Origin of the sequence: Candidatus Kryptonium sp., from assembly GCA_025060635.1 — a bacterium.
Classification (GTDB): domain Bacteria; phylum Bacteroidota; class Ignavibacteria; order Kryptoniales; family Kryptoniaceae; genus Kryptonium.
Window position 1 is genome coordinate 77,953 of the sequence record JANXBN010000007.1, and the last position, 21,709, is coordinate 99,661.

Here is a 21,709-nt window from a genome sequence, read left to right on the forward strand (position 1 = left end):
TTTTGGTGTGCATTTAAATGTCCTTATTTCTTTTTGTTAAACCGATTTTATCGGTTCAAGTGTAAATATAACCAAAAGATTTTTTTAGTTCAATTAGAATAAACCATACTTTGTCCTCAAGTAGTTTTATTAAGCCTTACTTTTAACTTTGCTTGTGTGAAATCAAAAATTTTCCAGTTTGGGGCATCTCGTTGGGAAATACCCAAATTTGATAATTTAAATTGTGCGGATTAAATTTTAACAAAAGTTCCTCTTTTTTGCTTTATGGTTTAAAAACGCTTCTTAGGTTTTCTATCTGTAGTTATTGAAATCGCGAGAAAAACAACTAATTTAGATGATCAAAAAATTACTGCCTTAGCAAAGTTTGAATTTATGTCATTTATATTCTCTCTTTTTCTAATTTTAACTGGAATCTTGATCTCGGCGCTTGAAACTGCGATAATGACGCTTGAGGGAGAGGAAAAACTTAAACGCATATTGTTTAGTAGAATACATCTTTTCAAGCGAAATCCCGATCGTTTTAAATTTGTCAGCTCTTGCTTTAAAACTTTCCTTTTTATTTCAGCCTTTGTTTTACTTGGGGTGTGGTCAGAAGGTAAGATGACTTTGCTGTTTATCGTTTTTGTGGTTGCAATGTTTTCAATTTATCTGCTTCAGTTGGCGCAGAATTTTTCTGAGAAAAATCCTGATTTAGTTGTCAAAAGATTAGAAATTTTGATTCATTTTATTTTTTATCTTTTCAAGCTTTCATTTCTTCTTCCGAAGAAACTTATTATGTTTTCCGGGAGAAGCGTGGATATTGTAAAGCGTGAGTTTGAATTTTTAATCCACGGCATTGAAACAGATGAAAATCCAGATGAAAATTTGCTTCTTAAAAATGTGTTTGAATTCAACGATAAGACGGTCCGAGAGATAATGGTTCCGAGAACGAAGGTTGTTGCTCTTGATATAAACGCACCACGCGAGAAAGTAATAAAAATTGTGCTTAATGAAGGATATTCACGGCTTCCAGTTTATAGAGATACGATTGATAATATAATTGGTGTGATTTATGCAAAAGATTTGATAAACTACATTGAGGAGCCAAATCTATTTGTCCTTTACGATCTTTTGAGACCCGCATATTTTGTCCCCGAAACTAAGAAGATAAGTGAACTGTTAAAAGAATTACAAAAAAACAAAATTCATATCGCTATCGTTGTAGATGAATTCGGAGGGTTTCAGGGAATCGTCACACTTGAAGATATACTTGAGGAAATAGTGGGCGAGATTCACGATGAATATGATCAGGTTGAAAAAAGCTATGAGGTTCTAAACGATGGCTCAATCGTCGTTGATGCCGGAATGCTTGTGAGCGATTTCAATAGGAAATTCGGTGAGGATATTCCGGAGGGGACTGATTATGAAAGCATCGGTGGTTTCGTATCAAAACTTGCTGGACGAATTCCAAATGAAGGTGAGAAGATTAAGTTCAGAAACATTGTTTTTGAGGTTCTTAAAAAATCAAAAAGAAAAATAATTGAACTAAAAATAACCAGAGCAGACAAATGGGCTTTCTTGAGAAAATCGTGAAAAGCAAATTAGCAGAAGTTGAAAGATCCAAAGAGATACTACAGTTGAAAGATCTAAGAAAACTTATTGACCATCCAATGTATAAACATTTTAGCTTGTCCGCATCATTGAGAAAGGAAAAACAATTGAAGATAATCGCAGAGATAAAAAATATATCTACATATTCCGGAGCTTTGAACTCTGATAATTTTTCTCTGGCTGCGATTGCTAAGGAATACGAAATGGCTGGGGCGAGTGCAATTTCTGTTCCGACTGATTTTAAGTTTTTGGGTGGGAGAAAACAACATTTATCGCAGGTAAAAAGCAGTGTGAATATTCCCGTTTTAAGAAAAGATTTCATCATTGACGAGTACCAAATTTATGAGACGAAATATATTGGAGCGGATGCTGTTCTCTTGATTGTAAAGATAATTGATGATGTTCAACTTGAAGATTATTTACAACTTGCGAAGGAGATTGGGCTTGATGTCCTTGTTGAGGTTTTTGATAAACATGATATCGCGCGGGTTTTGAAAGTTTCACCATATCCAAAGTTGATTGGAATAAATAACAGAGATCCTGAAACATTTGAAGCGAATATAAATAAGTCAATTGATTTTTGTAAATTTCTTCCAGATGATGTTATAAAAGTTAGCGAAGGTGGAATCAGCGAAAGGGAAGATGTCCTCAAAATTTTAGACGCAGGTTTTGATGCCATTCTTCTTGATGAGGTTTTAATGAAGGCGGAAAATAAAATCGCGAAAATTTACGAATTAATCGGTGAAAGTTCGGGAAAAGCTTGATTATGGAAATTTTCAGATCTAGGCAATGGAACGGAAATCATCTTTATCGTCAAATATGTAGAATCTGATAAGAGTTTTGAAATTGCATCCGAGGCGAAAAAAAGCGAAATTATAAGTGTGAATTATTTATCTATGAAAGAACCTTGAAAAACAAAAGAGGATCTATAGATGGAAACTATATCTGGGCTTTTGTATAAGGAGGAGCAAACTTTCCCAACATGGTTTTATTTTCTTTTTTTCAGTTGGATTCCTTTCATAGTTGCTCTGTTTTTTATGAATCCCGAGCTCATTGAGAAAAGTGAGGTTGTCCTTGCAATTTTAGGTGCTCTTTTGTTTGAAGTTTTGATAATTGGTTTTATAGGTAAAATGACAGTTATTGTAAGATGGAATGAGTTGGTGGTAAAACTTGGTTTCTTTGGAAAAACGATGACTAAGATTAAAAAGGTTGAGATCAAAAATGTCAGAGTCGTTGAGGAAAAGTTGTGGAAGAAATATGGTGGCTGGGGAATGAGAGGAACATTTGGGACTATTGCTTATGTCTATTATGGTGATAAGGGCGTTGAGATTGAACTACAGGAAAATTATCCACGAGGCGGGGGATTGCGGAAGCTTATAAGTCTTGAAAAAGTCGTGATTTCAAGCAAAAATCCAAATCGCCTCGCAGACGCCATAATGTCAATGAGTTAAAATAAAAATTTTTTATAACTTATGTTTCAAACAGAAAAAGCGCTTATAATTTTGCCAGCAAGGATAAGTGATTTAAAAGTGGACGATAGCTTTTCTTTTGAGGAAAAACTTGAAATCTACAAGGCTATTCTCCACGATACAAGCGAATATTATGTTCAAAGGAGCAGAAATACTAATGTTTATGTTTATTTTCCCGATTATGAGACATGTGATCTCTTGGTTCAGGTTTTCCCGCTTCGCGTTAGAGCATCAATAGTTGAAGGCAACGGCAACATTTATTTTGAAAGCATTTCAAGGGCGTTTAAAGAAGAGCGTAAATTTGTGGTTTTGCTTGAAATTTCAAGTTTCATTTATCCAATACCGTGGATAAACAATGCTTATGAGGTTATGACTCATAAATACGATGTCATAGTTACATCAATTTATAGAGATAATCCGAACAAGTTGATTGGTTTAAAGAAGATGCATGAAAGATTTTTGATGGGATTAGAAAATGAGTGTGATGAGCTTAACATATTAAAATTTGCAAGTGAGATTGATGTTCTTTATGTCCCGTTGAGGAGAATTGAGTATGCGTTTGATATTGAATCTTTAAAAAAGGTTTTTTCTCAAGTTATAAATTATAGCAAGGATGACGATTTCAAAAGGACGAGGTTGGCTATTTTAAATCTTTTGAAGAAAAGAAAAATAACGGTTTTTGACTGAATGAAGGTTGGAATTTTGGGAGGCACTTTTAATCCGCCACACATTGGGCACCTGATCATAGCGGAGATCATAAGAGATGAAGCGAATCTTGACAAGATTATTTTTATTCCGTGTGCAAGTCCACCGCACAAACAAACGCGGGAATATCTATCACAAATTGCAAGTCCACAACATAGATTTGAAATGGTAAAACTCTCAATAAAAGGTAATTCTTTCTTTGAGGTTTCGGATATTGAAATAAAACGAGGTGGAATTTCTTACACGGTTGAGACAGTAAATTATTTAGTTGAAAATTTTCCGGAAAATAGTTTTTATCTTTTGATTGGTGCGGATCAGTTCAGAGAGTTTCACACTTGGAGAGAACCGAACGAGATCGTCAAAAAAGCACATCTTCTCGTTTTCAATCGTTTTGGTTATACTATTCCGACTTCGGAATTTTCTAACTTTGCGACATTTATCACAGTGCCAAACATAGAAATTTCGGCGTCGGCAATAAGAAGGAGGGTTAAATTAGGAAAATCAATAAGATACCTCGTCGTTCCAGAAGTTGAAGAATATATTTATAAAAACGGCTTATATAGGTAGTTTGTGCGAGGTTGGGATGTTAATTTTGTAAGTTGGTTTATTCGCCTAACTTTTGAAAAACCACGACGGTTCGCTCACCTAAATAGTTAAATGGAAAATAATGATTGATAGAGTTTTCAATTTTTTGAAGGAATTTGAAAAGTTTCTCTGGCAATCGTTCTTGTGGTTTTAAATAAGCTGGTGGCAATAGAAATGGCAAGGCGTAAACTTTCTTTATTGCGAAGTAATTTTCAGAAAATTTCTTTATATCTTTTAGCGAATAAAATCTTGCGCTCACATCATACTCCTTGCCGTCAAGTGTGATGTATCCCCAACCTTTTAATCGTTTCTTCAGATAGTTTGTTATCCCAAGTGTGAAAAATATGAAATCACCCCAATACCAGCGATTTATAAACGAAGCGATGAAAAATGAACCAGGTTTTAAAATTTTGTGAAGTTTTTTGAAGAACAAGGGCACATCAGAAAGACAATTTAAAACTCCAAATGAAGAGTATGCACCATCAAATTGAATCTTGAATGAATCAATGTATTCTGCGGGCAAATTTAATAACTTAGCGTTTGAATCAACTTTAGTTTTAGCAACTTTCAGCATCTCAATAGATAAATCTGTAAGAACAAGCTTACAGCCGTGTTTTATCATCTCTTTTGCTTCTTCCCCTGTGCCACAGCCAATCTCAATAAGGTTTTGTCCAGGCTGAAAATATCGCTTCAAAATTTTCAGATTCGTAGTTCTTAAGTATTCCTCCGGTTTTCTGTTATTGTCGTAAATTGGGGCGTAGAGATTCCAGAAAAATTTATGTTTCAAGATATTGTCTTTCATCTACCTTCTGCTGGTTGAAATTGAACTATATTTGAATTAGATGTCTTTGCCATTAAATCAACGATCGCTCTTGAAAGAATTAGTTCAACTTTATTTCTAAATTTTTCAACAATTGACGCTTTTTTTCCTGCCTGAAACCAAGCATCTTTCCATTCTCTATGAAACCATCTTATAACCCATTTATAGAATTTGGTGTCGTATTTCTCGCGCCTGAATAAAAGTTTGTTCTCCGCCGTATAATCCCAGTCAATCATCCAATCTTGCGATTCAAACATCAACCTATCTCTAACTTGTTCATAGAATTTTGTGCCTGGTAATGGATAAGCAATGGTTGTGCTGAATTGATCTGGGAGTGTTTCTCTTAAAAGTTTTACCGAAAGTTGTAAATCTTCAAGGTCCTCGCCTGGATAGCCGACCATCATAAAGAAATATGTTTTGATGCCGAGTTTTTTACAAATTTCGGATGCTTTATAGATTTGTCCTACGGTTATTCCTTTTTCCATCGCATCAAGAACTTTTTGAGAACCTGATTCAGCACCGAAATAAATTTTTTCGCAACCCATATCTTTTAGTGCTTTAAGCATGTCTTCTGAAGCAAGATTTACCCTTGTGAGACACTCAAATGGTATGACAGCATCTCTTTTTATAACTTCTTCACTCCACTTTAAAACCCAATTTTTTTGCACCCCTGTTATATCGTCAACTACTCTAATGAAATCAGGGGCATATGTTTCTTTCAAAAGTTTCATTTCCTCAGCTGAATTAGCTGGAGTTCTGACTCTGTATTTTCTTCCAAAAACCGCCTTTTGACACCATGAACAATGATAAGGACAACCCCTGCTGTTTATGATTGTAAGAGACCAATATCCATGTTTCTTTTTCCATGCCTTTCTATAATCGTCCATATCAACGAGGTCTCTCGCTGGGAAAGGAATTGAATCAAGGTTTTGGATTAATTCTCTCGGTTTTGTTGAAATTATATTGCCGGTTTTGTCACGCAATCTTAAGCCCGGAATTTCCCTTATATCATCTGGAAAGTTATCTTTTTTGAAGTAAAAGTTTGCGAGTTCAAGCATTGTAATTTCTCCCTCGTCAAATACAACTACATCAACAGGGAAATCGTTATTTGTTCCCTTGTAAAGTAAATATCTTTCTGGCAGAGCTGTTGGATCCGGACCCCCAAGAATTACCTTTGCGCCATATCTATGTGCTATGTCTGCAATGATTAAGGCATTTCTGCGGATTGTGATTAGTGAGGTGATCCCAACAACCTTTGGCTTTCGTGTTTTCATATAATTTTCAAATTCGTTAAAATCCTTTCTGAATGTGCAGTCAAATAGTTCAACTTCATAACCATTGTTTCGTAAAACGGAAGCAAGGTACATCAATCCGAGTGGGAAATAGGGAGTCATAATTTTTTTCTCAACAGGATCTTTCTCAATAAAAAGAGGATGGACGAGTGTGATATCTATTGCCATTTCGTTTTTTCTTTAGTTGTTTGTAAAGAAAATAATTCTCTAAAAAATTCACTAATTTCAGGCAAGCGAATTATCCGAAGAAAACCTCAGCTATTTCAAATAGCTCAGGATCTACGGTTTTCAAACCGCCAACCACTTCATAAAGTTCAACATCTGTGATTTCGTTGCCGTGAAGAGCTGTCATCACTCCAAATTTTTTCTCGTTTATCAATTCAACGGCTTTTATGCCGAATCTTGTTGCAAGTATTCTATCAAATGCAGTTGGGGAGCCACCGCGCTGTATGTGTCCAAGAATTGTTGCTCTTGCTTCCATACCTGTTCTTTTTTCAATCTGATCTGCGACAAGGTTTCCAATTCCACCAAGCCGAACATGACCGAATTCATCAACCCTGAGGTCTTGGACAATCAAAGTTCCGTCTTTATCAATATGTTCTTGAACTTTAAATTTAGCCCCTTCCGCTACAACAACTATGCTAAAGTTTTTTCCGCGAGCATGTCGTTTTTCAATAACTTGACAAACTTGCTCAATATCAAATGGTTTTTCAGGAATCAAAATAACATCAGCTCCACCAGCAAGACCCGAATACAAAGCTATCCATCCAGTATGGCGACCCATGACTTCAACTACTGCAACACGATTATGACTTTCAGCAGTTGTATGTATTCTATCAATTGCTTCCATAGCAATGTTAACTGCTGTATCAAATCCAATTGAGTAATCCGTTCCTCTTACATCGTTGTCAATTGTTTTTGGTATTCCGACGACATTTACCCCAGCTTTGTGAAGTTTATACGCAACACTTAAAGTATCTTCGCCACCAATTGCAACAAGTGCATCTATTTTTTCTTTTTCAAGGTTTTCAATGATTGTCTTTTCTCCATCAGGATGTTTGTATGGGTTTGTCCTTGAGGTACCAAGAATTGTCCCACCGCGTGGAAGGATCCCAGATATGTTATTTAAATCAAGAGGGAAAAACTCAGATGTCAATAATCCTTTCCATCCATACTTTATGCCTATTGTTTCGTGTTCAAAGGCAAGCGCCTTACGAACGATAGATCTTATCGCAGCATTTAATCCAGGGCAATCTCCACCGCCCGTTAAAATCCCTATTCTCATTTTGAATTCACCTCCCTATATTATTTCTTTTAATTTCGCTTCAAGTTTTGGATATTCTTCTGGTTTAGTGATTTTCAGCACTGGATTACCTTCTTTGTCAAATAGAATAACGACTGGGACATCAAATATGAGATAATTTTCGGCTATCCTGTAATCTCTTATGGCGTTAAAATTCAAAACTTTTACGCTTCCTTTGAAATCATTTTTTATTTTGTCCATCATTGAATTCATATCTCTACAAGGTTGATTATCAACCCAGAAAAAAACAATCGTTGGTTTTCCGTTTATAAATTCAGGTAAAAGTTTTTTCTTTTTTTGACTTATGCTTAGAACCAGCCATATCCCAGTTATAAGAACGAAAGCAAAAAGAATTAGCAGCAGGGAGCTTAGCAATTTTCAAAGTGAAATTTATTTTCAAAATTATCAACAGAGCAAAAGCAGATTTCGTTTCAAAGTTATGAAATCGTCGGTTCATAGTCAAGAAAAATCTACTATTTTTAAGGTGTGCTTTTAAAAAGCGACTTGCTAAGTTACTGGGGCTTTCGTTTGATTAGATTTTTTTCCGTCATTTGGGTTTATTATTTTTTAATTAAGATCTATCACAAAGTCCAGAAAGCAAGGTTGAGAGCAATTTTTATAGATGTCCCAGGACTATCTGAATATGAGAAAATTTGGGATTTGCAAAAGCGAATTCACAGTTTGAGAGTCAAAAAAGTTATTTATGATGTTTTGATCTTTACTGAGCATGGGCATGTCTATACAATAGGAAAGGCGGGAGATGAGAGCGATTTAAAAATTGGTGAGAATTTTTTAAAACATCTTGGTATAAAGTTTTTTAAAATTGATCGTGGGGGCAAGATAACATATCATGGACCTGGGCAAATTGTAGGATATCCTGTTTTTCATCTTGAAGAATTAGGAATTGATGTTCACTCTTACTTGCGAATGATTGAAGAAGTTATAATTCTTACTCTTTCTGATTTCGGGATAAAGAGCGAGCGCAGGAGCAATTTGACAGGGGTTTGGGTTGGGGAAGATAAAATCGCGTCAATTGGGATCAAGGTGAGTCATTGGGTTACGATGCATGGGTTTGCTTTAAATGTTAATACTGATTTGAAATATTTTGATTTTATCTTTCCGTGTGGACTACGCGATGTTAAGATGACATCAATGCAAAGAATTCTCGGACGCGAGGTTGATATTGGCGAGGTGAAGAAGGTTTTAAGAGAAAAGTTTGAAAATGTTTTTGGCTTTGAATTTATTGAGACCGATTTAGAAATTTTTGAAAAGAAGCGAGAAATTTTTTAAAATAGAAAAAACAAAAATTAGAAATCGCTATGCGTAAAAATTTGACCAAACAGGTCAATCGTATTGTGGAGGCAGAAGGGGGGATTGAAACAGCGGTTGAAATAAAACCAGATATGTTGATTCAAGGGTTAAAATCAATGTATGTTGCCAGACAGATAGATAACAAAGCGATGACACTTTTAAAGCAAGGTAAAGTTTTCTTTCATATTGGTGTATCTGGGCATGAAGCTATTCAAGTGGCAAGCGCAATGAATTTCCGTCCTGGTTATGATTGGTTTTATCCGTATTACAGAGACTGGGCGTTTGTTTATCAACTTGGTGTTACGCTTGAGGAGCTTTTTTACAGTGTCTTTGGCAGAGCTGATTGTCCTGCAACAGGCGGGAGGCAAATGCCAGCTCATTTTGGTAAAAAGGAATTGAGAATAGTTACACAATCAAGTCCAACTGGAACTCAATATCTTCAGGCAGTTGGCACAGCAATGGGTTGTGTAAGAGATGGAACAGATGAAGTTGTTTATGTTTCAGGCGGTGATGGTTCAACAAGTGAAGGTGAGTTTCATGAGGCATTGAATTGGGCAAGTAAAGATAAATTGCCAGTTATTTTTGTTATTCAAAATAATAGATATGCTATATCTGTGCCAATTTTTGAGCAGACGGCTGGCGCATCCGTTGCAAAGATAGGACAGGGATTTTGGGGGCTTGAGGTATATGAAATAGATGGCACGGATTTCATTCAAAGTTATCAAACCGTGAAAAAAGCAGTAGAAAGGGCACGAGCAGGGTTAGGTCCTACAATGATAGTCGCAAATGTCGTAAGGTTGATACCACATTCGTCTTCCGATGATCATAGAAAATATAGAGATCCCGAAGAGCTTGAGAAAGATAGATTAAACGATCCAATTTTAAGGATGGAAGAAATTTTGATCAGAGAAGAAATTTTAACGAAAGAGGAAATTAACAGAATTTATTCAGATCTTGATGTTGAGATTGAAAAAGCGGTTGAAAACGCAGAAAAGAAAAATTATGCAAGTCCTGATACCGTTTTGCTTCATGTTTATGCTCCAGAAAACACAAGACTGTTAAATTACGAAGCAACGATCCCATCTGGAAAGCCAATCGTGATGGTTGATGCAATAAACCATGCGCTACACGAGGAGATGGAACTAAATCCGAAAATGCTTGTATATGGTGAAGATGTAGCGGATCCTAAAGGTGGTGTTTTCACTGCGACGAAAGGTTTAACAATGAAATTTGGAAAAGAGAGAGCTTTTAACTCGCCTCTTGCAGAAGCCAGCATCGTCGGCACAGCAATTGGACTCGCAATCAAGGGATATAAACCTGTCGTTGAGATACAATTTGGAGATTACATTTGGCCTGCGATGATGCAAATAAGAGATGAGCTTGCTACATTAAGATATAGATCCAACGGAAATTGGGCAGCTCCAGTTGTGATAAGAGTACCTGTCGGCGGATATATTCATGGTGGACATTATCATAGCCAAAATATTGAAGGATTCTTTGCCCATCTTCCTGGAATTTTTATCGCTTATCCATCAAACGCAGCCGACGCAAAAGGACTTCTAAAAACAGCATGTCGGATTGAAGATCCTGTTCTTTTCCTTGAGCATAAAGCACTATATCGCTCTCCTCAAGCAATGTCTCCTGAGCCTGATAAAGATTATTTGCTTCCATTTGGAAAAGCTCAAGTCAAAAAACAAGGTAAAGATGCAACGATTATAACTTGGGGATTGATGGTTTATAAATCTCTTGAAGCGGTTAAGTTAATTGAACAAAAATATGGTGTTGAAATTGAAATAATTGACATAAGGACGATAAATCCGCTTGATAAGGAAACAATTTTAAATTCTGTGAAAAAAACAAGCAGAGTTTTGATAGTTCATGAAGATACTTTGACAGCTGGATTCGGTGCTGAAATTTCAGCGATCATCGCGGAAGAAGCATTTGAATATCTTGATGCGCCTGTTAAAAGAGTAGCTGGTCTTGATGTCCCTGGGATTCCTTATGCTCCAACTCTTGAAGAAGCAGCTCTTCCACAGACCGATTGGATTGTGAGGGCACTTGAAGAGTTAATAAAGTATTAAAAAACCTGTAGGAGGGCAAGAAATGTTAGTTATAACTATTCCAAAGCCACTTAGAGAAAAACTTGGAGATGAAGCTTCTGATTCGCTCGTTGAGTTATTGAATAAAGTTTATCAAACGACAAAGGAGAATATAATTGAATTGTCAGCGGACAAGTTTGAGAAAAAAACTTGTGTCAGAGATGTCGGAATTGGATAAAAAGGTTGGAAATGAAATTTCACGCTTGGAGCAAAAGATAATAGAATTAGAGCAGAAGATGATGAGAGAAATTTCACGCTTGGAGCAAAAGATGATAGATGAAGTTTCAAAGTTGCGTGTTGAAATGGCAAGAAATCATGCGTCATTAATTCGGTGGATGTTTATTCTCTGGATTGGGCAAATAGGTGCTATAATCGGAATTTTACTTGCTTTCTTCAAATGAAAACAAATTTACGATAATAATATGAGAGTAGAAGTCATAATGCCGAAAATGGGCGAAAGCTTACAAGAGGGAACAATTTTAAAGTGGCATAAAAAACCAGGCGATAGAGTTCAAAAGGACGAAATTTTGCTTGAAATAAGCACTGATAAAGTTGATACTGAAATTCCGTCTCCTGCAAGTGGAATTTTGACTGAGATTTTATTCAAAGAAAACGAAACGATCGCTGTTGGCACTGTTATTGCATACATAGAGACAGAAGTCTCAGAGGAAACTGTAAAAACAATCACAGCAAGAGAAGAAAAAATTGAACCTATTGCTGAAAAGAAAACCGAAGAAGAATTTAAGAGGTTTGAAAACTTCGTTTATGAAGAGATACCTATTAGGACAAAAAGGTTTTATTCACCAGTTGTGCGGGAGATCGCAAGGCGTGAGGGGATAACTATTGATGAGCTTGAAAAAATACCAGGCACAGGGCACGGTGGTAGATTAACTAAAAATGATCTTTTAAACTATATAGAAGCGAAGAAGAAAAAGGCTAAAGTTGAACAGATGGTGAAAAGAGCCGAAGAAATTGAAAAAGTGGAAATACCAACTCCAAAGTATGAAGTTTATCCAGAAGGTAAAGTTGAAATAATTGAAATGAGCCATGTTATAAAAGCAATGGCGGAGCATATGGTTCGGAGTGTGAGGACATCGCCACATGTTTCAGCGATCTCTGAATGTGATATGACGGAGATTATGAACTTCATCAATAAAAACGCTGATGAATTTCAAAAGAGAGAAGGATTTAAACTTACTTTAACACCATTTATTGTTGATGCTGTTGTTAGGGCTTTGAAGGAGTTTCCACTTATAAATAGCAGTATTGATGGCGATAAGATCATAGTTAAAAAATATATAAACATCGGAATTGCAGTTGCCACAGATTACGGGCTAATAGTTCCAGTGATAAAGAACGCTGACGAGAAGAATTTCATCGGGCTTGCAAGAGCTGTTAATGACATCGTCGTAAGAGCAAGAAACAAAAAATTAACACCTGATGATATTCAAGGTGGAACATTTAGCATCACGAATTACGGTGTTTTTGGTAATATAATTGGAACTCCGATCATAAATCAACCGCAAGTTGCGATTCTTGGGGTTGGCGCAGTAAAAAAACGCCCCGTAGTGATAACTAAAAATGGCGAAGATTATATCGCAATTCGTTCAATTGCTTTTCTGACTTTATCTTTTGATCACAGGATCATTGATGGAGCTCTTGGCGGAAGATTTCTTGAGAGGGTAGTTTATTATCTTGAAAATTTTGATTTCAAAGGGATAATTTAAACCAAAAATAAACTTGACGAAAAATGCGTAAGGTATTGCTTTTTCTGTTGACGCTATTTTTGACCGCATGTGCACAAAAGGAAAATCCAAATCACGATAAAATTGATTATTTGAAACTCCATTACGATGCAATTGTTGCGGATACGCACAACGATGTCCTCCTTCGCGCAATGAGTGGTGAAGATATAACGGTTGAAACAAAGAATGGACATTCCGATTTGGTAAGGTTGAAAAAAGGTGGGGTTGATGTGCAAGTTTTTGCTATATGGGTCGATCCAATTGCTTTTGAAAAAAATCCATTTAAAAGAGCAAATGATATGATTGACACGCTTTATTCAATTGTGAAACGAAACAGCGATAAAATTGCCATTGTCACTAACTTTGCAGAACTTGAGAAAGCCATAAACGATGGGAAAATTTGTGCATTAATTGGAATTGAGGGTGCGCATCCAATAGAAAACAGCATTGAGAAACTTGAACAGCTATATAAGCGAGGGGCAAGATATCTCGGCTTGACCTGGGAAAACAGCTTGGATTGGGTTACATCAGCACGAGATGAGGTTATGAATCCAAATCTCAAAAGAAAAGGTTTAAGTGAGTTCGGAAAAGAGGTTATCCAGAAAATGAACGAACTTGGGATGTTAATAGATGTTTCACATCTTGGTGAACAAGCTTTTTGGGATGTCATAAAGATAACTAAAAAACCTGTCATAGCCTCACATTCGAGTGTCTATAAACTTTGTCCACACTACAGAAATTTGAAGGATGAACAAATCAAAGCGATTGCGCAAACGGGCGGAGTCGTATTTGTTAATTTCTACGCTGAATATATTGATTCAACATTTAACACGAAGCGGAAAAAACTTGAGGAAAAATACAAAGCGCAATTTGATTCAATTAAAGCATTATATGAAAACAATCCTCAAGAATATCGCAGGGCAAGACGTCAGCTTATTTTGAAAATTGCAGATGAACTTCGTCCACCGCTTGATGTTTTAATTGATCATATAGATTATATTGCAAAGTTGGTAGGTGTTGATCATGTTGGACTTGGTTCTGATTTTGACGGGATAAGCATCACGCCACTTGAGATGGATGATGTCACATTTCTACCGAACATAACGAGGAAACTTCTTGAGAGGGGATATTCAGTTGAAGATGTAAAGAAAATTTTAGGGGGAAATTTCCTAAGGGTTTTTAAACAGGTCTGCGGATAAAAATAAAAATTGGGAATGCAAAATGAGAATCATAAAAACATTTTTGATCGTTGCTTTTTTCAGCTCTCTTGTGTTGTCTCAAGGTAGCGAATTTTTACCTGCGTCTTTTTTTAAGGCAAATAGAGAAGAGTTTATGAAACAAATCGGCAACGAAGCGGTTGCAGTTTTTTATTCAAATTCTCCGAAGATAAGATCAAATAATGTTGAATACAGGTTTAAGCAAGATAACAACTTCTTTTATCTAACTGGTCTTGAAGAACCAGACGCTGTGCTTGTCCTTGTCCCGGTCGGATTTGCTCCATCTGTTTTAAAGCTTGCAACGAGAGCAACGGGGAAATACTATGATTTCACACTTGATACAATAAAAGCTGATGTTAAAATTCGTGAAGTTTTATTTTTAAAGGAAAGGGATTCACTTCGTGAAATATGGACGGGACGAACTCTTGGCACGAAAGGAGCGATGGAAAAACTCGGAATTCAACTCGCTTTACCGATAGAAGAATTTAAAAATGTGATACGAGCCATTATATTTGCTTCAAGAGCTAAAATACTTTATTTCCCATATCCAACGGGTTGTAATGATGGAAGCACAAGAGAAATCGTTAGTGTTCTTGAATCCATCGTTAGCTCGCAACGAGGCAGGTTGCAATTTTCAGATCCTACTGCAATCGTTGCAAGGATGAGAATGAAGAAGAAACCAGAGGAAATAGAACTTATCAAAAAAGCAGTTGACATAACTGTTAAGGCACACCGTCAGGTCATGATGTCGTGTGAGCCGGGAATGTATGAATATGAACTTCAAGCGATAGCGGAATATGTCTTTACGAAACTTGGTGCTGGATATCCAGCTTTTCCATCAATTATAGGTTCCGGTGAAAATTCCGTGATACTACACTATAACTCAAACAGGAAAAAAATTAACAATGGTGAAGTAATCGTAGTTGATATTGGTGCAGAATATGGCAATTACTGCGCAGATGTCACGAGGACAATTCCAGCAAATGGTAAATTTACACCAGAGCAAAGGGAAATTTACGAAATCGTCCTCAAAGCGCAAGAAGAAACGATAAAAATGGTTAGACCAGGTGTAAGCTTTGTTGATCTTCAATTGAAGGCTTCAGATGTGATCGCTGAAGGATTATTAAAGCTTGGAATTATAAAAGATAAAAGCGAAGTCAGAAAATACTTCATGCATGGCGTTACTCATTACCTTGGGCTTGATGTCCATGATGTTGGTACGCCAGGAAACCTTGAACCTGGAATGGTTATAACAATTGAACCTGGAATTTACATACCTGCTGGCTCTGAATGTGATCCTAAATATTGGAACATTGGCGTTAGAATTGAAGATGATATTCTCGTTACGGATGGAGGTTATCTCATTCTTTCTTCTGGAGCTCCTAAAACAGTTGATGAAATTGAACGACTTATGAGGAGAAAGGGAGTTGGAAACGAGCCTGTTGATTGATTTTCAATAAGTTTTTCTTTGCTTTTTTGGATTTTGTGATTTAAATTTGAATGCTCTTTGTTCAGGCAAAATAAAATTTTTCGTTTTTATGAAGCCGTTTTATCTGATAATGCCAGATGGAACAGTGAAACAGATTAATCCCTTTACGGAAAGCGAAGTATGGTCAGTGCCTGGAAGAAATCATAAACCAATAGCGAATGAAGTTCCAGAAACAGCTAAACCTCTTGAAGTACATCATCCTGAAGATTACTGTTCATTTTGTCAAACAAGGTATTACGAGGTTCCCCCAGAGAAATCGCGACTTATTAAACTACCAGATGGAAGTTATAAACGAATTGATTATTTAGCGCCAGACAAATACTTTGATACTGTCGCTGAATTTAGGAGGGTTGGAAATCTTTTTGAGATCGTCACACTTGATTACTGGCGAAAAAACTATGAATACAGATTCACAAAAGAGAAAGAAGAGTGGAAAAGATCCTATCTTGAAAATCCAGCTGGGATGAAACATGTGCTTGAGTTGATTAACTATAAATTGCGCATGATGGGGAAAACCCCGGAGGAGATAAATTCAATTCCAACTGATGAAAAATTGAAAATCGCTGATAGTTTTTTTGGTGGTTGTCACGAGATAATAATTGCGAAAAAGCATTATATTGATGAAGCGAAGTGGACAAGCGATTTGTGTTCGTCGGGAGAGTTAACACAAGAGGAGCATTATCAGTACTTTAAGTTCACAATTGATGCCATGGTTGACATAATGAGGTCAAATCGCTATGTCAGATATATTGCTATTTTTCAAAACTGGCTTAGACCAGCTGGTGCTTCGTTTGATCATCTTCATAAGCAGCTTGTCGGGCTTGACGATTGGGGCGCAACAATAGAAAAGCAAATAGCAATGGTTAGAGAAAATCCGAATGTATATAATGAATACGCTGTCAATTTTGCAGGATATCATAATCTTGTTTTTGCTGAAAATGAGAATGCTGTTGCTTTTGCAGGTTTCGGGCATCGTTTCCCAACTATCTCAATTTACTCAAAATCAAGAGCAGGGAGACCTTTTGAATTAAGTGAAGAAGAACTCCGTGATATGAGCGACCTCGTTCACGCAATTCATGCAGCTATGGGAAACCAAATTCCATGTAATGAAGAATGGTATTATACTCCTTTTGACTCCGTCTATAAAATGCCTTGGCATGTTTTAATAAAATGGCGAATAAATGTCCCAGCTGGATTTGAAGGCGGAACAAACATTTACATAAACCCAATTACACCTATTGAGTTAAGAGATAAACTTGTCCCACGATTGTTTGAGTTGAGAGACAAAGGTAAAATTTCAAATCTTCTAATTGCTGAAGAGTGTAAAGTTGAACCAAATCCATTGAAGTATTATCTACATTAATGACGGCGATGAGACGAGTTCCTAATCTTGTTTATAGCGATGGTAGAGGGAATATATATGATGTTCCTGAAATTGAAATGGCAGGAAGAACGGGATTTAACTTTGTTAAGATAGATCCCAAAGATTTAATCCCACTTCCAGAGGGAAGTCAATTGTTTGAACTTCCAGGGAGAAAACCAATTGGTTTTGATAGAAAAACTGGGAAAAAAGTTGTGTTTGATGATGGCTGGGCTGTTGCCGCTTTCATTGCACCCGCTCACACTCAATTGTTCTTATCCGCATATGAGAAGGAAAATAAAGCTCCTATTCTTCCACTTTTCGCATATACAGCAGTTGGATGGCTTGATGGAAAATTTTATGTCCCAGCTATAAGAATTGACCCAGATAGAAGACAGGATTGCGATCAATTTGATCATAATTTAGTTATTGAAAATGTGAACAAGAAGTTGAAACAATATCCCCGAAATCGTTTGATTCATCACCTTGGTGAGAATTGCGCGCTTCGTTATCTTTGCCCAGCTGCAAGAAATTATTTTCTCGGTAGATGGGAAGCACCAATTCCAACTTCACCCGGGTGTAATGCTAATTGTATTGGTTGTATTTCATATCAGCCGCAGGAAAGTGGCGTTCCAAATACTCAAGACAGATTAACATTCATTCCGACAGTTGAAGAAATCGTTGAGGTTGCTGTCCCGCATCTTGAAAATGCTCCCAGACCTGTTGTTAGCTTCGGGCAAGGTTGCGAGGGTGAACCACTTCTTGTGTGGGAAGTTATCCGAGATGCGATAAAAGAAATAAGAAAGAAAACAAAAAGAGGAATTATCAATATAAACACAAATGCAAGCAAACCAGATGCAATTCAAGAACTATGCAAAGCTGGACTTGACAGTGTCAGAGTTAGCATGAACAGCGTAATCCCAGAAATCTACCACAGATATTATAGACCAAATAACTACTCATTTGATGATGTGGTTGAGTCAATCAAAATAGCGAGGAAGTTTAATTGCTGGGTTTCAATAAATTACTTTGTTTTTCCAGGGATGACCGATTGGATTGAAGAATATCAAGAATTGGTGAAGTTTATAGAAAAAACAGACATTTCAATGATACAATGGCGAAATTTTAACATTGATCCCGATTGGTATCTTGAATTAATTGGGGTTAACGGTAACGGCAAAGTGCTTGGTGTCGGCACCGTGATGAAACTAATTAGAAAAAAATTTCCGCACATTGCTTACGGTTATTTTAATCCTCCTCTTGAGGTAATGAGAAAATATCACAAAATGAGAAAGACAAATTAAAACAAACTTTCTTGTTCTGGTTTTTCCCATTTTCCTGGTTTTATCTCACCGCGACGCAAGGCATTGACAAGTATATGTGCTTGCCGAGTTGGTTCGGGAATTCTATAGTTGCGAATCATCTGCATTATTAGTTTGATTGATTCATCAAGCGTTATTTTATGCCCAACGGAAACGAAAACCGGTTGAACATTATCTCTTGTTCTAAGCACAGCTCCTATTATCTCCCCAGAATCATAAAGATATGAATAGCTCCCTGCTTTATTGGCTGGTTCTTCGTATTTGCCAATGAGCAAGCTTTTTGCGCATCCTATCGTTGGTTTATCAATCAATACTCCAAAATGTGAAGCAATTCCGAACCTTCTTGGATGAGCGATTCCTTGTCCGTCAATAACAACAAGGTCTGGGATATTTTTGATCTTTTCCCATGCCTTGATCAAAGCTGGGGATTCCCTAAAGGAAAGAAGACCAGGGATATATGGAAAATTAACCTCGGTTATCAAAAGCGAGTGTTCTATTTCCTCAAGCTCTGGGAATTTCAAAATAACTATGCCTGCGTAAACTATATTTGAACCTTTGTCAAACGAGATATCTGCTCCAGCGATATAGCGAATTTTTTCGCTTAATTGTTCAATCTTCACAAGACCTCGTAATTGATTTTGTATTTTAATTGCATCTTCAATTGAGACATCCCAAGGATGTAAAGTTCTATAATTTGCCATTTGCAAATTGATTTTTTAATTTAAATTGCGCTTTGCGCGAAAATTTTCGCAAGAAATAATACTTTGAAAATGTCAAGAGTTCTGCCATTAATTTTGTTAATTTTTATCCTAAGTTGCAATACTCAAAAAAAAGAACAGCAGCCGAAACCTGAAAGTGAAGTCGGTGTTCAGATTCCAGATTTTGATGAAAATATAGCTTTTGAATATCTAAAAAAGCAAGTTGCTTTCGGTCCCCGCGTCCCCAATTCCCCAGCTCATGAGGAATGTAAGAACTTTCTCGTCAGCGAAATCTCAAAATATGCTGACGCCGTGAATGTGCAAGAGTTCACTCATTCTTATCTTGGAAAAACTTTTAAATTATCAAACATAATTGCTTCGTTTAATTTGAATGAGGGTTTTAGAATATTGCTTTGTGCCCACTGGGATTCAAGACCTTATGCTGATGAGGAAAAGGAAGCATCAAAGAAAATTATGCCTGTTCCTGGAGCAAATGATGGCGCAAGTGGTGTCGCTGTGCTACTTGAAATTGCGAGAGTTTTAAAAAATAATCCTCCACCGATAGGGATTGATATAATTTTCTTTGATGGTGAAGATTACGGACTCTCGGGTGATTTGGAAAATTTTTGCATAGGTTCAAAACATTTTGCTAAGAATAAGCCACCGAATTACAATCCTCAATTTGGTATTTTACTTGACATGGTTGGAGACAAAGATTTACAAATTTACAAGGAGGGAAATTCAGTTAGATATGCTCCTGATATTGTTAGCTATGTTTGGGGCATTGCTCGTGAACTTGGGATCTACGAATTTAAAGATGAGATCAAATATGATGTCTACGATGATCATATTCCTTTAAACGAAGTTGGGGTAAGAACGATCAACATAATTGATTTTGATTATCCTTACTGGCACACGATTGAGGACACGCCTGATAAATGCTCTCCAAAGTCGCTTGATAAGGTTGGCACAGTTGTTCTAAATGTAATTTACAGAACTAAACCTAAAATTGCAGAAAAATAAGTTTGACAATCTCATAAACAAATGGTGTAAGAAACAATGACAGCGGATTTAAAAGAACTGAAAAAAATCTGGGAAGACAAATTTTTAAACTCTGGAAAGTTCAAAGAAACAAAAAAATCGTTTCAAACTGATTCAGGGATTGAAATAGAAAGATTTTACCTCCCTGATGAAAACTTTGATTACATGGCGAAGCTTGGTTTTCCTGGTGATTATCCATATACTCGTGGGGTTTATCCTACTATGTATCGTGGGCGTCTTTGGACGATGCGTCAGTATGCTGGGTTTGGGACAGCTGAAGAGACAAACAAACGCTTTAAATATCTTCTTGAACATGGTCAAATGGGGCTTTCAGTTGCTTTTGATCTTCCGACGCAAATGGGTTATGACTCAGATCATCCAATGGCTGAAGGAGAAGTTGGGCGTGTCGGTGTCGCTATTGACTCACTCCAAGATATGGAAATCTTGTTTGATGGGATAAATCTTGAAAAGATCACAACTTCAATGACTATAAATGCAACTGCTGCAATCTTGCTTGCTATGTATGTTGCTGTTGCAAAAAAACAGGGCGCTGATTTGAAAAAAATCTCTGGAACAATACAGAACGATATTTTAAAAGAATACATAGCAAGAGGCACATACATTTATCCACCTGAACAATCAATGAAGCTGATTGTTGATATATTTCAATGGTGCAATGAAAACCTTCCGAAATGGAATGTAATCTCAATTAGTGGTTATCATATTCGTGAAGCTGGGGCGAACGCAGTTCAAGAACTTGCGTTCACATTTGCAAATGCTATTGAATATGTAAGATCGGCTATAAAAGCAGGTCTTGATGTCAACAAGTTTGGCGAGCAGCTTTCGTTCTTCTTTAATGCTCATAATAATTTCTTTGAGGAAATCGCAAAGTTTAGAGCTGCACGAAGGATGTGGGCAAGGATTATGAAAGAAAAGTTTGGGGTGACAAATCCAGAGGCAATGAAACTCAGATTCCACGCACAAACTGGCGGTTCTACGCTCACAGCTCAACAAATTGAAAATAACATCGTTAGAGTAACAATTCAAGCGCTTGCCGCAGTCCTCGGTGGATGCCAATCGCTACATACGAATTCAAAAGACGAAGCTTTGGCGTTGCCAACTGAAGAGTCAGCTAGAACTGCTCTCAGGACTCAACAGATAATTGCTTATGAAAGTGGCGTGACCGATACGATTGATCCATTAGCTGGAAGTTATTTTGTTGAGTATTTAACTGACGAGATTGAAAAAAGGGCTTGGGAATACATTGAAAGAATTGAAGCGATGGGCGGGGCTGTGAAAGCAATTGAAGCTGGGTTCATGCAAAGTGAAATAGCTAGAAGCGCATATGAGTATCAAATGAAAATTGAGAGAAAGGAGAAGATAATCGTCGGTGTAAATGAATTTAGAACCGATGAGAAACAAAAAGTGGAAATTTTCAAATTGAATGAAGAAGCCATCAAAAAGCAGATTGAAAGATTAAGAAAATTAAGATGCGAAAGAGATAACGATAAAGTAAAGTCAACGCTGAAAAGATTGCGAGAAAGCGCATTGAGCGGAGAAAATTTAATCCCACCGATAATTGAATGCGTTGAAGCTTACGCAACGATTGGCGAAATTTCGGATACCTTAAGAGAGATCTGGGGAGAATACAAGGAAAATTGAA

21 protein-coding genes and 1 pseudogene are annotated in these 21,709 nt (G+C 36.7%); 17 read left to right on the forward strand and 5 right to left on the reverse strand.

The features are described from left to right. Positions 1–372 precede the first annotated feature (372 nt). The 5 genes from NZ923_09215 to nadD all read left to right on the forward strand — a co-directional run bounded on the left by NZ923_09215 (position 373) and on the right by nadD (position 4,331). Positions 373–1,572 (forward strand): hemolysin family protein, encoded by a 1,200-nt coding sequence (locus tag NZ923_09215; GenBank protein ID MCS7230197.1) that lies wholly within the window; start codon positions 373–375, stop codon positions 1,570–1,572. Then, a complete protein-coding gene (locus tag NZ923_09220; GenBank protein ID MCS7230198.1) occupies positions 1,569–2,354 on the forward strand; it encodes an indole-3-glycerol phosphate synthase TrpC in 786 nt (261 codons plus the stop codon). The genes NZ923_09215 and NZ923_09220 overlap by 4 nt, the downstream gene beginning before the upstream one ends. Positions 2,355–2,522: 168 nt before the next feature. Then, on the forward strand, positions 2,523–3,041 hold the full coding sequence (locus NZ923_09225; protein MCS7230199.1) for a hypothetical protein: 519 nt from the start codon (positions 2,523–2,525) through the stop codon (positions 3,039–3,041). Between the two features lie 21 nt (positions 3,042–3,062). After that, positions 3,063–3,746, forward strand: coding sequence for a hypothetical protein (locus NZ923_09230; GenBank protein ID MCS7230200.1), 684 nt, complete (start codon positions 3,063–3,065; stop codon positions 3,744–3,746). Continuing rightward, positions 3,747–4,331, forward strand: coding sequence for a nicotinate-nucleotide adenylyltransferase (nadD, locus tag NZ923_09235; protein MCS7230201.1), 585 nt, complete (start codon positions 3,747–3,749; stop codon positions 4,329–4,331). Between the two features lie 37 nt (positions 4,332–4,368). Here the strand turns inward: nadD and NZ923_09240 are convergent, their stop codons facing one another. The 4 genes from NZ923_09240 to NZ923_09255 form a co-directional block, all read right to left on the reverse strand. Continuing rightward, on the reverse strand, positions 4,369–5,151 hold the full coding sequence (locus NZ923_09240) for a class I SAM-dependent methyltransferase (GenBank protein MCS7230202.1): 783 nt from the start codon (positions 5,149–5,151) through the stop codon (positions 4,369–4,371). Beyond that, entirely contained in the window at positions 5,148–6,629 is a 1,482-nt protein-coding gene (locus tag NZ923_09245; protein MCS7230203.1) for a B12-binding domain-containing radical SAM protein, read from the reverse strand. The genes NZ923_09240 and NZ923_09245 overlap by 4 nt, the downstream gene beginning before the upstream one ends. Positions 6,630–6,699: 70 nt before the next feature. Then, a complete protein-coding gene (locus NZ923_09250) occupies positions 6,700–7,746 on the reverse strand; it encodes a 6-phosphofructokinase (protein ID MCS7230204.1) in 1,047 nt (348 codons plus the stop codon). A 15-nt stretch (positions 7,747–7,761) separates the two neighbouring features. Further along, on the reverse strand, positions 7,762–8,139 hold the full coding sequence (locus tag NZ923_09255; GenBank protein MCS7230205.1) for a thioredoxin family protein: 378 nt from the start codon (positions 8,137–8,139) through the stop codon (positions 7,762–7,764). 153 nt (positions 8,140–8,292) lie between these two features. Between NZ923_09255 and lipB the strand changes: the two genes are divergently transcribed. The 10 genes and pseudogenes from lipB (at position 8,293) to NZ923_09305 (ending at position 18,289) form a co-directional block, all read left to right on the forward strand. Then, positions 8,293–9,054: a lipoyl(octanoyl) transferase LipB gene (gene lipB / locus NZ923_09260; GenBank protein MCS7230206.1), complete on the forward strand. Its 762-nt coding sequence runs from the start codon at positions 8,293–8,295 to the stop codon at positions 9,052–9,054. A 137-nt stretch (positions 9,055–9,191) separates the two neighbouring features. Then, positions 9,192–10,073, forward strand: a pseudogene (locus NZ923_09265) (thiamine pyrophosphate-dependent dehydrogenase E1 component subunit alpha). 102 nt (positions 10,074–10,175) lie between these two features. Then, positions 10,176–11,156 carry an alpha-ketoacid dehydrogenase subunit beta gene (locus tag NZ923_09270; protein MCS7230207.1) on the forward strand — a complete coding sequence of 327 codons (981 nt, stop codon included), beginning with the start codon at positions 10,176–10,178 and terminating at the stop codon, positions 11,154–11,156. Positions 11,157–11,178: 22 nt separating this feature from the next. After that, positions 11,179–11,352 carry a hypothetical protein gene (locus tag NZ923_09275; protein MCS7230208.1) on the forward strand — a complete coding sequence of 58 codons (174 nt, stop codon included), beginning with the start codon at positions 11,179–11,181 and terminating at the stop codon, positions 11,350–11,352. Then, positions 11,327–11,575, forward strand: coding sequence for a hypothetical protein (locus NZ923_09280; protein ID MCS7230209.1), 249 nt, complete (start codon positions 11,327–11,329; stop codon positions 11,573–11,575). The genes NZ923_09275 and NZ923_09280 overlap by 26 nt, the downstream gene beginning before the upstream one ends. A 21-nt stretch (positions 11,576–11,596) precedes the next feature. Continuing rightward, positions 11,597–12,901 carry a 2-oxo acid dehydrogenase subunit E2 gene (locus NZ923_09285; protein ID MCS7230210.1) on the forward strand — a complete coding sequence of 435 codons (1,305 nt, stop codon included), beginning with the start codon at positions 11,597–11,599 and terminating at the stop codon, positions 12,899–12,901. 23 nt (positions 12,902–12,924) lie between these two features. Further along, on the forward strand, positions 12,925–14,118 hold the full coding sequence (locus tag NZ923_09290; GenBank protein MCS7230211.1) for a membrane dipeptidase: 1,194 nt from the start codon (positions 12,925–12,927) through the stop codon (positions 14,116–14,118). Between the two features lie 22 nt (positions 14,119–14,140). Continuing rightward, positions 14,141–15,586, forward strand: coding sequence for an aminopeptidase P N-terminal domain-containing protein (locus tag NZ923_09295; protein ID MCS7230212.1), 1,446 nt, complete (start codon positions 14,141–14,143; stop codon positions 15,584–15,586). 88 nt (positions 15,587–15,674) lie between these two features. Further along, a complete protein-coding gene (locus NZ923_09300) occupies positions 15,675–16,988 on the forward strand; it encodes a DUF4921 family protein (GenBank protein ID MCS7230213.1) in 1,314 nt (437 codons plus the stop codon). Further along, positions 16,988–18,289, forward strand: a complete 1,302-nt coding sequence (locus NZ923_09305) for a radical SAM protein (protein ID MCS7230214.1) — start codon at positions 16,988–16,990, stop codon at positions 18,287–18,289. Before NZ923_09300 ends, NZ923_09305 begins: the two co-directional genes overlap by 1 nt. Here the strand turns inward: NZ923_09305 and nfi are convergent. Further along, complete coding sequence (gene nfi, locus NZ923_09310; protein MCS7230215.1) at positions 18,286–19,008, reverse strand: endonuclease V; 723 nt, start codon at positions 19,006–19,008, stop codon at positions 18,286–18,288. The two genes, NZ923_09305 and nfi, sit on opposite strands and share 4 nt — an antisense overlap. A 69-nt stretch (positions 19,009–19,077) precedes the next feature. Here nfi and NZ923_09315 point away from each other — a divergent pair, with 69 nt between their 5' ends. Next, positions 19,078–20,028: a M28 family peptidase gene (locus NZ923_09315; GenBank protein ID MCS7230216.1), complete on the forward strand. Its 951-nt coding sequence runs from the start codon at positions 19,078–19,080 to the stop codon at positions 20,026–20,028. 36 nt (positions 20,029–20,064) lie between these two features. After that, on the forward strand, positions 20,065–21,708 hold the full coding sequence (locus tag NZ923_09320) for a methylmalonyl-CoA mutase family protein (protein ID MCS7230217.1): 1,644 nt from the start codon (positions 20,065–20,067) through the stop codon (positions 21,706–21,708). The last annotated feature ends 1 nt before the right edge of the window (position 21,709 follow it).

Bases quoted from the DNA above. Each gene is read 5' to 3' on its own strand.
- NZ923_09240 (MCS7230202.1), bottom strand. From the start codon at position 5,151: ATGAAAGACAATATCTTGAAACATAAATTTTTCTGGAATCTCTACGCC.
- NZ923_09295 (MCS7230212.1), top strand. From the start codon at position 14,141: ATGAGAATCATAAAAACATTTTTGATCGTTGCTTTTTTCAGCTCTCTT.
- NZ923_09225 (MCS7230199.1), top strand. From the start codon at position 2,523: ATGGAAACTATATCTGGGCTTTTGTATAAGGAGGAGCAAACTTTCCCA.
- NZ923_09285 (MCS7230210.1), top strand. From the start codon at position 11,597: ATGAGAGTAGAAGTCATAATGCCGAAAATGGGCGAAAGCTTACAAGAG.
- NZ923_09275 (MCS7230208.1), top strand. From the start codon at position 11,179: ATGTTAGTTATAACTATTCCAAAGCCACTTAGAGAAAAACTTGGAGAT.
- NZ923_09230 (MCS7230200.1), top strand. From the start codon at position 3,063: ATGTTTCAAACAGAAAAAGCGCTTATAATTTTGCCAGCAAGGATAAGT.
- NZ923_09320 (MCS7230217.1), top strand. From the start codon at position 20,065: ATGACAGCGGATTTAAAAGAACTGAAAAAAATCTGGGAAGACAAATTT.
- nadD (MCS7230201.1), top strand. From the start codon at position 3,747: ATGAAGGTTGGAATTTTGGGAGGCACTTTTAATCCGCCACACATTGGG.
- NZ923_09290 (MCS7230211.1), top strand. From the start codon at position 12,925: ATGCGTAAGGTATTGCTTTTTCTGTTGACGCTATTTTTGACCGCATGT.
- nfi (MCS7230215.1), bottom strand. From the start codon at position 19,008: ATGGCAAATTATAGAACTTTACATCCTTGGGATGTCTCAATTGAAGAT.
- NZ923_09305 (MCS7230214.1), top strand. From the start codon at position 16,988: ATGACGGCGATGAGACGAGTTCCTAATCTTGTTTATAGCGATGGTAGA.
- NZ923_09245 (MCS7230203.1), bottom strand. From the start codon at position 6,629: ATGGCAATAGATATCACACTCGTCCATCCTCTTTTTATTGAGAAAGAT.
- NZ923_09215 (MCS7230197.1), top strand. From the start codon at position 373: ATGTCATTTATATTCTCTCTTTTTCTAATTTTAACTGGAATCTTGATC.
- NZ923_09315 (MCS7230216.1), top strand. From the start codon at position 19,078: ATGTCAAGAGTTCTGCCATTAATTTTGTTAATTTTTATCCTAAGTTGC.
- NZ923_09270 (MCS7230207.1), top strand. From the start codon at position 10,176: ATGGTTGATGCAATAAACCATGCGCTACACGAGGAGATGGAACTAAAT.
- NZ923_09250 (MCS7230204.1), bottom strand. From the start codon at position 7,746: ATGAGAATAGGGATTTTAACGGGCGGTGGAGATTGCCCTGGATTAAAT.
- NZ923_09300 (MCS7230213.1), top strand. From the start codon at position 15,675: ATGAAGCCGTTTTATCTGATAATGCCAGATGGAACAGTGAAACAGATT.